9 protein-coding genes are annotated in these 9788 nt (G+C 46.9%); 5 read left to right on the plus strand and 4 right to left on the minus strand.

The window, feature by feature from the left end:
- The first annotated feature begins 5 nt into the window (after positions 1 to 5).
- From AC5I6P_RS10435 to AC5I6P_RS10445, 3 genes are all read left to right on the plus strand, one after another.
- Positions 6 to 836 carry a CheR family methyltransferase gene (locus AC5I6P_RS10435; protein ID WP_495693689.1) on the plus strand — a complete coding sequence of 277 codons (831 nt, stop codon included), beginning with the start codon at positions 6 to 8 and terminating at the stop codon, positions 834 to 836.
- Between the two features lie 313 nt (positions 837 to 1149).
- The gene (locus tag AC5I6P_RS10440) at positions 1150 to 1383 is read left to right on the plus strand and encodes a hypothetical protein (RefSeq protein ID WP_495693690.1); all 234 of its coding nucleotides are present in this window, start codon (positions 1150 to 1152) and stop codon (positions 1381 to 1383) included.
- Between the two features lie 279 nt (positions 1384 to 1662).
- Complete coding sequence (locus tag AC5I6P_RS10445) at positions 1663 to 1794, plus strand: hypothetical protein (protein WP_495693691.1); 132 nt, start codon at positions 1663 to 1665, stop codon at positions 1792 to 1794.
- Positions 1795 to 2383: 589 nt separating this feature from the next.
- Here AC5I6P_RS10445 and nirD read toward each other — a convergent pair.
- The 4 genes from nirD to AC5I6P_RS10465 all read right to left on the minus strand — a co-directional run bounded on the left by nirD (position 2384) and on the right by AC5I6P_RS10465 (position 7850).
- Positions 2384 to 2743, minus strand: a complete 360-nt coding sequence (nirD, locus tag AC5I6P_RS10450; RefSeq protein WP_495693692.1) for a nitrite reductase small subunit NirD — start codon at positions 2741 to 2743, stop codon at positions 2384 to 2386.
- Positions 2744 to 2829: 86 nt separating this feature from the next.
- Positions 2830 to 5391 (minus strand): nitrite reductase large subunit NirB, encoded by a 2562-nt coding sequence (nirB, locus tag AC5I6P_RS10455; protein WP_495693693.1) that lies wholly within the window; start codon positions 5389 to 5391, stop codon positions 2830 to 2832.
- Between the two features lie 269 nt (positions 5392 to 5660).
- The gene (locus AC5I6P_RS10460) at positions 5661 to 7139 is read right to left on the minus strand and encodes a DEAD/DEAH box helicase (RefSeq protein WP_495693694.1); all 1479 of its coding nucleotides are present in this window, start codon (positions 7137 to 7139) and stop codon (positions 5661 to 5663) included.
- Positions 7140 to 7850 (minus strand): Uma2 family endonuclease, encoded by a 711-nt coding sequence (locus AC5I6P_RS10465; protein WP_495693695.1) that lies wholly within the window; start codon positions 7848 to 7850, stop codon positions 7140 to 7142.
- A 405-nt stretch (positions 7851 to 8255) separates the two neighbouring features.
- Here AC5I6P_RS10465 and AC5I6P_RS10470 point away from each other — a divergent pair, with 405 nt between their 5' ends.
- Both AC5I6P_RS10470 and AC5I6P_RS10475 read left to right on the plus strand, forming a co-directional pair.
- A complete protein-coding gene (locus AC5I6P_RS10470; RefSeq protein WP_495693696.1) occupies positions 8256 to 9281 on the plus strand; it encodes a PAS domain-containing protein in 1026 nt (341 codons plus the stop codon).
- A 107-nt stretch (positions 9282 to 9388) separates the two neighbouring features.
- The gene (locus tag AC5I6P_RS10475) at positions 9389 to 9742 is read left to right on the plus strand and encodes a sensor histidine kinase (RefSeq protein ID WP_495693697.1); all 354 of its coding nucleotides are present in this window, start codon (positions 9389 to 9391) and stop codon (positions 9740 to 9742) included.
- Positions 9743 to 9788: the final 46 nt, after the last annotated feature.

Consider the following 9788-nt stretch of genomic DNA (forward strand, 5'->3'; position numbering starts at 1 on the left):
ATTCTATGTCTTCTGACCCCGCACCCTTAGAAGAAGTTGAAATTCATCTGCTGTTAGAAGGCATTTATCGCTATTACGGATATGACTTTCGCAACTATGCGCCGTCTTCTATTAAGCGGCGAATCACTGGCTTCTTAACGGCTGAAAATTTATCCACTGTCTCAGCCTTGCAAAATCGCGTTCTGCACGATCGAGAGTGTTTCGATCGGTTCGTTCGCAGCTTGACGGTAAATGTCACCTCCATGTTTCGCGATCCAAGCTTTTACCTTGCCTTCCGAAATCATGTCATTCCCATCTTGCGAACCTATCCCTTTATTCGCATTTGGCACGCAGGCTGCTCGACTGGAGAAGAAGTTTATTCAATGGCAATTTTATTGCAAGAGGAAGGACTCTACGATCGCTGTCGGCTTTACGGCACAGACGCCAATGAACAGGTACTGCAAACCGCGAAACAAGGAATGTACCCGTTGCGGATGATGAAAGCCTATACCCAACTTTATCTAAAGTCGGGGGGAGTGCGATCGTTTTCTGAATACTACACGGCAGCTTATGAAGAAGCCATCCTTAGGGCATCACTTAAAAGAAATATTGTGTTTGCACAACACAATTTGGTTACAGATGGTTCATTCAACGAATTCAACGTCATCTGCTGTCGCAATGTTTTAATTTACTTTAATCAAACCCTGCAAACGCGAGTTCACAATCTTTTCTACGACAGTCTATGCTCATTCGGAATTTTAGGATTAGGGCGACAAGAATCAATTAAGTTCACTGAGCATTCTGCTCGCTACCAAGAGTTATCGCCGCTAGATAAGCTCTATCGAAAAGTAGACTAACTTAGATTCGCTGCAACTATTTCAATACCCTTTCACTACCCTCACTAACCTGCTAGTGACTGACACCTTCACTGTCATATTTTGGACTTGTGCCAAATTAATCGCTTCAGGTCAATCAATGGAAGAATGTCTCTCCGCACTATGTGATGCGGTATCGAGACTAATCCAGAATAAACAGTGATTATCAGTGATTATTGATGACTGTCATATCTACCTTGGAACGCTACACATGTCTGTAGATAGAAGGATGCTCTACACTTGGTTTTTTTCTTCAATTAACGGTGTAATACCCTAGATTTGGACAGCTACTCCAATGCAAGAAACTCCGGTTACCCATCGGCATTCAGAACGCAAGATTACTCGAAAAAATCTGCTCTCCAGTCTACTCATAGGTTTTGTGCTTGGTATGGTTGCGGGAGCACCCATTGGCTGGTTTGTCCATCGCCTTTACGCGCAGCAGCGCACCGCACAAGTTTTGCTATGCCGACAGCAAAACTTTGGGTTGGCTGAAGCAGATCTACAGGCTCGCTGTGGCACACCTTACTAAGCTCGACTTTATCCATTCGAAATTAGAGGCATTTGCCGCGATGTCTGGATTGCAGACAGGCTCTCAAACTTTCTGAGGTGTCTACGGTTTAGCCGATATCTGGAAAAGTCTAGAGCCAAGTTGACACGCCAGAACCATTGCTGCTTCTGAGCTTCGGCATTTGGATAAAGTCGAGCTTAGCTGTTCGTAAATTACAATCTGATGATGCGCCCTGAGCTTGATTCATCTGGAATTGAGTAAACTAGAAGCATGAAATTCTAGAAATAAGGATTTTATGATATGGCATTTGCAGAAGTACTTCCTGCGGCGCGGCAGTTCTCCGCAGTAGAAAAGCTTAAACTAATTCGGATTCTAGTTGAGGCCTTGGAGACGACTGAAGACATTGCGCCATTGGAACCCTTCAAAACCTAGACTTACCCACTCCCTATAATTGCTTTGGGGCAGGTGCAGTGTTGATGGACGCCTTCAAGTAAGTCGGATGCGGATCAGTAATGATATATGCGACTCCAATATTTAACCACTAGTCCAGCCCAAAACGAGTTTGACAGTCTGCCAAGACTTCCGTTATTGCTGCATCGAGAAGATCAGAGAGTTGAAGCAATTGGGCTAGTAGTATAGCGGAGCTGCGGTTAATGTTTTACCCTACGAACTCAGTCTTCAGTTGAGTGGAACTTGGGACGCTTAGCGCAAAGCGCAACTCCGAAGGAACCGTCCGAATCGGAGAATTTCCACTAATTGAATTACTCTTTGCATGGGTGAAACGTCCAAACACACCGTTAATCTTGGGTCAGACAAACTTCTTTCTTGAATTTGATGTTTGCTTTTACCGTTCCAAAATGGAGTTTGAAGTTAAACTGAAATCATCGTAGTCAGCCAGCTAACCAGTCGATGAAGCGGCGATTCTGGTCTAAAAAGATGAAAAGAGCAGATATCCTGAAATACCTGCTCTTCTGCACCTAGCTCTAATCTCTAATCTTTAGGGTCTATTTCTACACGAAAGTTAGAGTTGAGTACTCCCAACTTGAACCTGCTGATCCACAACACGAACTGAAAACGTAGGCACACGAACTTCGGCGTTATCTAAACACTCTCCAGTAGCCAGATTAAAGTTTTGCTTATAAACCGGAGAAGCTACTTTAGGAATGCCATTGCGATCGCCCACAATTCCCCGTGACAAAACATAGGCGCTGCTGAACGGGTCGTAGTTCGCGATCGCATAAAGGTCTTCCTCTCCGACCCGAAAAATTGCGACTTGCTGGTCATTCACCAAAGCACAAACGCCTGTATTCGGCAGAATGTCATTCAAGGCACAAACAGTAATCCAACGCGTTGCAGTCGATTGATTGGTGATGGCTTGCATAATTTAGGAGAGATAACGTGTTTAAGAGAACGGTTCTAAAACAGGACACATCGCTTGAGATGCGCGACGATAGGTAGGGCCAAAGTTTAGGACTGACCAATCGTTAAGAGTTGCCGCTCATGCTCATAGGCGGGGCGCAACTGACCCCGTTCTTCTACCCGAATCACATTTGGATCGCGCTGATCTGAATTCACAAAGTGACGGAAGCGCTGTAGCTTTGTTGAATCGTTAATCGTGGCTTTCCATTCGCAATCGTAAGTCGCGACTTGATGCGCCATTTCCGCCTCAAGTTCTGCACAAATGCCCAACGAATCTTCAATGATGACTTGCTGCAAATACTCCATACCGCCCTCTAACTTGTTAAACCAAGTCGCAGTTCGTTCGAGACGATTCGCGGTGCGGATGTAGAACATGAGGAATCGATCGATATAGCGAATCAGGGTTTCCTTGTCTAAATCTGCTGCTAGTAGTTGGGCGTGTTGGGGCTTCATGCCGCCATTGCCGCAGATGTAAAGATTCCATCCTTTTTCGGTAGCAATGATGCCAAAATCTTTGCTTTGAGCTTCTGCACATTCACGAGTACAACCCGAAACCGCACTCTTGAGTTTATGCGGGGCGCGTAATCCTCGGTAACGTAACTCCAGCGCGATCGCGAGCGAGGTTGAATCCTGCACCCCAAAGCGACACCACGTACTGCCAACACACGATTTCACCGTTCGCAATGCTTTTCCGTAAGCGTGTCCCGACTCAAATCCTGCCTCGATCAACCGTGCCCAAATGTGGGGAAGCTGATCGACTCTTGCCCCAAACAAATCGATTCGCTGTCCGCCGGTAATTTTGGAGTACAAGTTGAATTCTTTGGCAACTTCGCCTAAGACGATCAGTTGATCGGGTGTAATTTCGCCGCCCGGAACACGAGGGACAACAGAATACGTGCCATCTCGCTGGATGTTAGCAAGAAAGGCATCGTTGGTATCTTGTAGCCCGACGTGAGGCGGATTCAGAATGCACTCGTTCCACACCGACGCTAAAATAGACGCTGCCGCAGGCTTACAAATCTCGCATCCTTTCCCTTGACCGTAGCGTTGCAGCAATTGATCGAAGGTATAAATCTGTTGCGATTCCTCTAGCGATGAGACAGATGATCGAACCAAGTGATATAACTCTTGGCGTGAGTAAGCAAAGTGTTGGCAGAGATGATTTTTAACTTCGATTCCGGCTTGCTTTAACTCTGCCTTAAACAAATCTGTGACTAACGGAACGCATCCACCGCATCCTGTTCCTGCTTTTGTGCATTGCTTAACGCTGGCTAAATCGGTTAACCCATTGTCGCGAATGGCATTACAAATATCGCTTTTGCTCACGTTGTTACAGGAGCAAATCTGTGCCGTATCGGGAAAATTCTCGACTCGCAGCAAGGCATTCTCACCTCCTGAACGGGGTGGCAAGAGCAGATCTTCTGGGTGTGGTGGTAGGGTCGTTTTGTTGTGCATCAGTTGTAGCAAACTGCCATACGCAGATGCATCACCAACCAGAATTCCACCCAGTAGCGTAGTTGCAGTTTCGTCTACAACCAGTTTTTTGTAGGTGCCTTGAATGGCATCGCTAATGGTCAGTTCTCTAGCGCCAGGCGTTTTGGCAAAGGCATCTCCAAAACTCGCAACGTCTACGCCTAATAGCTTGAGCTTGGTAGAAATATCGGCTCCATCAAAGCTGCTGTCCACTCCACAGATGTTGTCTGCCGCGACTCCTGCCATGACGTAGCCTGGATTGACTAAGCCATAAATCCGGTTCTGGTGAAGCGCACATTCTCCGATCGCATAAATATCTGGATCAGAGGTTTGACAGGATTCGTTAATCACGATACCACCGCGGTCGCCAATCATCAAATTACAGTCTCGCGCTAAGTCATCGCGAGGACGAATGCCCGCCGAAAATACAATCATATCGGTTTGCAATTCTGTGTCGTCAGCAAACGTCATCTTATGCACTCGACCGTTTTCACTCACAATCTTGGTCGTTGTTTTTTGCGTATGGACGCTAACCCCAATCGCTTCAATTTCACGTTTAAGAATGAGTCCGCCCGCGTCATCGACTTGAACCGGCATGAGACGTGGCATGAATTCGACAACATGCGTTTCGAGCCCTAAATTCTTCAGGGCGTTGGCGCATTCGAGCCCCAGTAAGCCGCCGCCAATCACGACACCAACCCGACACGTTTTTGCGTAGGCAGCGATCGCTTCGAGATCACAAATGGTGCGATAGACAAACGTTCCCTCGGCGTCTTTGCCCTCAATTGGAGGGACAAAGGGGTATGAACCCGTCGCTAGCACCAATTTGTCATAGCTAATAGTGATGCCGTTAGCCGAAGTGACACACTTGTGATCGCGATCAATCTTAATCGCGCGATCGCCCACATACATCTGCACCCCATTGTCCTGATAAAACCCAGGCTCAACTAGAGTTAAATCAGCTTCCGTTTTTCCATTAAAAAACCCACTGAGATTAACACGATCGTAAGCAATTCGCGGCTCCTCGCAAAAGGTGATTAAATTCCAATTCTGCGTCGCTCCTTTGGCGATCATTCGGTCTAGGAACTTGTGACCCACCATGCCGTTTCCGATCACAACCAAATTTTGCTTAGCCATATGAGAACTCTTTCCGCTACATTGCTTTGCTTGCTCCAGCCTAGAAGCTCACACAATTAGATTTGTAGTATTCACTACATATTGCTCTCAGTAATGGCAAAGCTGCATGATCCCCATCCGATCTATGCATCAATCAGTTTCAGTTCGCGTTTTAACTTGTTTAAGGTTGCGTTTAACGTTTTAAGTTTGAGTACGATTACAAGCGATATTCAACCCAACTCTGCGATCGCTGGTTAGGCTCCTTGCAAACAGGCTACAACGCCTATTCTCTACCAGTTATCATCCTCTTCGGCTTCGGCAGCACGAGGAACTGCTGGGGGAGGAATTGGATACGCCAGTCGCGGCGGCACTAACTCTAACTGCCGAGGAGATTTCTTCGCCGTATCGCCTCTACGCCGCCGCGAAACCCCTTCTTCATTAGTGTCTTCCGCCACCACTTCATACATCAGCGCTCGTTTGGCTGGGTCTTTGCCTTTACGTAAAATTCGTCCCAAACGCTGAATGTATTCGCGAGTTGAACCTGTACCCGATAATACGATCGCAACGCTGGCATCGGGCACGTCTACCCCTTCGTTTAAAACTCGTGAAGCAACCAGCGTTTTGTACTCGCCTTGCTTAAATTTTGTCAGAATCTCATGGCGCTCTTTCACCGGAGTTTGATGCGTGATCGCAGGAATGAGAAAGTCTTGAGAAATTCGATAAACAGTGGCGTTATCGTCAGTGAAGATCAGCGTGCGCTCCGGATAATGACGCCCTAATAATTCGCCTAAAACCCGCAGTTTGCCTTCCGTGCCAAACGCGATCGCTTTGGCTTCTCGGTGGGCTAACATCGCCTTTCGTCCCGCTTTCGACCTGGCACTTGCCGCTACAAATCGTTGCCAGCCTTGAGCGCTGCTGAGATACAGATTGGCTTCTTTTAAGAATGCGTTTCTGATGTGAATCAGTCGATCGTAGCGTTCACGTTCTTCAATCGATAGCGTTACTTTAATCTGTTCTACATCATGTTTTGCTAGCGCCGATCCAGATAACTCTTCTGCTGTTTTACGATAAACTTCTTCACCAATTAGAATTTTCAGATCTTCGTGTTTACCATCGGTTCGCTCTGGTGTTGCACTCAGTCCTAATCGATAAGGAGCGATCGCATACTCAGCAATGACCCGATTAAAGTCACTCGGCAAATGGTGACACTCATCAAACACGAGCAGTCCGTACTGATTGCCCAACGTTTCAGCATTAATCGCGGCACTATCGTAAGTCGCGACTAAAATAGGAGTGCGATCGCGCGATCCACCTCCCAACAATCCAATTTCTACATCGGGAAACGTGGTCACTAACTGCGCGTACCATTGATGCATCAAATCTAGCGTTGGAACCATAATTAGGGTGCTGCGCTTTGTGTCCTGCATCGCCAGTTGCGCCAGATACGTTTTTCCGGCAGCGGTTGGCAGCACCACTACGCCCGCTCGACCCGCATTCTTCCAAGCTTCCAAGGCTTCTTTTTGGTGAAGGTACGGCTCCATTGCCAAGGTGGAAACGAGATCAATTTCTTGAAATCCTTTCGCTTTGTCGGTTAACTCCGTCCCTTCTGCCCGTAATGCCAGCACCAACCGACGGTATTGATGAGCAGGGACGCGAAACTTTTCGATCCGATCGTCCCACGTTGCAAAATCCACCCAAATCTTGCCCTTGGGAGGTGGGTGGAGAATCAAAGTGCCGCGATCGTAGGTAATAGTTGGCGTTCGTGCCATCTAGTCCTCCGCATTTGGGTCGATACCTAAACCTCTTAAGCGTTCTGCAAGTCGTCCTGCTCTAGCTTCAGCTTGTTCAGCGCGCTGGCGTTCTTGTTCGGCACGTTCAAATCCAGTGGGAATGATTGCACCCGTACGATTGCACCATCGCAACCAGCGAGCGCGCTTTCCTTCAAACGTGCCATCCCACAGCGTTAAACCAATGCCAATTTCGTCAAACCAAGCATCAGATTTCTCCTGATACCGATTAGCACGCAGTTCAAATACAGTCAGGAGGTTTCCTCCAAGTTGCTCTAGTGGATCAAACACCGCATAATAAATGACACCCATTCGGGCATAGTTTGTTAGCTTACTGCCGAGTTCATTGCCTTCTTTGTTAGAAACAATCTCAATTGCGACATCGGGTGACTTACCAAACTCCCAGACAAAATAGGTGCGATTTTTCTTCTCACGCCAGTCTTGAGGAACCTCGACATCTAAGCTGAGAAATACATCGGGAACCAGGGGAGGCTGACGAACGGCATAAAACACACCGACGTTCGCGGCGACTAAGAACGATCGCGACTCAAAAACATCATTGCTGTAGAGCACTTCAGTCAGTAACCGCTGCTGCTTTTCGGAAATCAAATTATCCACGGGCGCAGCATCTTCGATCACCAGACGGCTGATATCTGGTGCGATGTTTGGGTCAGGAACGACACTTTGGGACATAAGTACGCTTGTTCCTTAAGCTCTATGTGTAATAGTAACGGCTATTGAGAACGAAAGGGTAGAAAAGCTAGATTTAGCTCGATTGTATTCAGTCAAGTTGATTTTTACTTATAGAAAAGTATCATTAAATCCGTTTTGAAAACAGGATGAGAAGCCAAGCCCAACAAGGCTTTTCTACTGTGTTGCTCGATTTTGTGTAGAACGCTTTTAACGCAATTTCACCGATCAGATTAACGCAATTTTGGGGAATACTGTGTCGCAGTTCTTCTTAGCACCTGTCTGAAGTTGGGTCAAAAGCTGTAGTTGTGGCAGAAGCCGTAGAGAAATTACCCATCTACTGCTTTATATAAAAACCTTTCAAAATATAACAATCTTTCAGGGGTTATTGCGTCTCAAGAAATCACCATGCTTAACCTCTTAAGAACCCTTCTAAGTTCAAGTCCCTTTATTCCCCATCGTCATTGTTACCTCTGGAAAACTGGACTGGTTTGGCTCAACCTTATCTCAGATGCTCTCATTGGGTTGTCCTACTACTGCATTCCTTTGCTTCTGGTTTACATCGTTCGCAAGCGAGGAGATTTGCCGTTTGACTGGTTATTTTTCCTGGTAGGCAGCTTTATTTTGGCATGCGGCACTGGGCACTTAATGGACATCTGGACCCTGTGGCATCCGACCTACTGGCTGTCAGGCACAATCAAAGCCTTGACAGCCACGGTTTCTGTAGCAACAGGAATCGCATTGGTTTCCTTAATTCCTAAAATATTAGCGCTGCCTAGCTCTGCCCAACTTGCAGAAGCAAATCAAAGACTTGAGCAACAAGCAACGGCGCGTCAGCAAGTTGAAATCGCGTTGCGTCAATCTCAACAAACCCTAGAATTAGTGATTGACACTTTTCCACAACGGGTGTTTTGGAAAGATCAAAATTTTCGTTACTTGGGCTGTAATCGGTTGTTTGCTCAAGATGCTGGGCTAGAGTCGCCAGAGCAAATTTTAGGGCGCGATGATTTTGACCTAAATTGGAAAGAACTGGCTCATCTCTATCGGGCTGACGATGAGTTTGTGCTGAGCCAGAGAGCCTCTAAAGTGAATTATGAAGAGCCACTGGTGTCACAAGATGGCACGGCGTGGGTGAGAACGACTAAAATACCGCTTCAAAATGATGCTGGAGACGTAATTGGGCTCTTCGGTTCGTATGAAGATATCAGCGATCGTAAGCAGGCAGAAATCGCGATTCAGCAAGCTAAAGAAGCTGCCGAAACAGCGCTTCAAAACTTTCGACAAGCTCAACATCACCTCATTCAATCTGAAAAGATGTCTAGCCTGGGCCAACTCGTGGCCGGTGTTGCCCATGAAATCAATAATCCTATAGTTTTATCTATGGAAATATTGTTCCAGCCGATCACTATGTTCAAGATTTATTTAGTCTTCTAGCCCTCTATCAACAGTACTATTCGCCCCCTATCGCTGAAATTCAACAGCGGCTAGACGAGATAGATATTGACTTTCTGAGCGAGGATTTGCCGAGACTCTTGGGTTCCATGCGGGCAGGAGCTGAGCGGATTCACCAAATTGTGTTGTCTTTACGCAATTTCTCGCGCCTAGACGAAACCGGAGTAAAAGCCGTCAACTTGCACGATGGAATCGAAAGTACGATCATCATTCTCACCCAGCGCCTTCAGGGTATCCGTATCGTCAGGCAGTATGGCGATTTGCCTAAGATCGAGTGCCAGCCAGCGCAACTCAATCAAGTGTTTATGAATCTGCTGATGAATGCGATCGAGGCTTTGGCTTCCCCGAATCTGCCGACTAAGGAAATTACCATTCACAGCGATCGTATCAACGAAACCGAGATTCAACTTCAAATCCGGGACAATGGATGTGGAATGATATAGCGCTACGCGAGTACGTTAGGACAATGCCTGAAGGCGGCATCGACAC

The organism is Myxacorys sp. (assembly GCF_059501405.1).

Bases quoted from the DNA above. Each gene is read 5' to 3' on its own strand.
- AC5I6P_RS10460 (WP_495693694.1), bottom strand. From the start codon at position 7,139: ATGGCACGAACGCCAACTATTACCTACGATCGCGGCACTTTGATTCTC.
- AC5I6P_RS10465 (WP_495693695.1), bottom strand. From the start codon at position 7,850: ATGTCCCAAAGTGTCGTTCCTGACCCAAACATCGCACCAGATATCAGC.
- nirD (WP_495693692.1), bottom strand. From the start codon at position 2,743: ATGCAAGCCATCACCAATCAATCGACTGCAACGCGTTGGATTACTGTT.
- AC5I6P_RS10475 (WP_495693697.1), top strand. From the start codon at position 9,389: ATGCGGGCAGGAGCTGAGCGGATTCACCAAATTGTGTTGTCTTTACGC.
- nirB (WP_495693693.1), bottom strand. From the start codon at position 5,391: ATGGCTAAGCAAAATTTGGTTGTGATCGGAAACGGCATGGTGGGTCAC.
- AC5I6P_RS10470 (WP_495693696.1), top strand. From the start codon at position 8,256: ATGCTTAACCTCTTAAGAACCCTTCTAAGTTCAAGTCCCTTTATTCCC.
- AC5I6P_RS10440 (WP_495693690.1), top strand. From the start codon at position 1,150: ATGCAAGAAACTCCGGTTACCCATCGGCATTCAGAACGCAAGATTACT.
- AC5I6P_RS10435 (WP_495693689.1), top strand. From the start codon at position 6: ATGTCTTCTGACCCCGCACCCTTAGAAGAAGTTGAAATTCATCTGCTG.
- AC5I6P_RS10445 (WP_495693691.1), top strand. From the start codon at position 1,663: ATGGCATTTGCAGAAGTACTTCCTGCGGCGCGGCAGTTCTCCGCAGTA.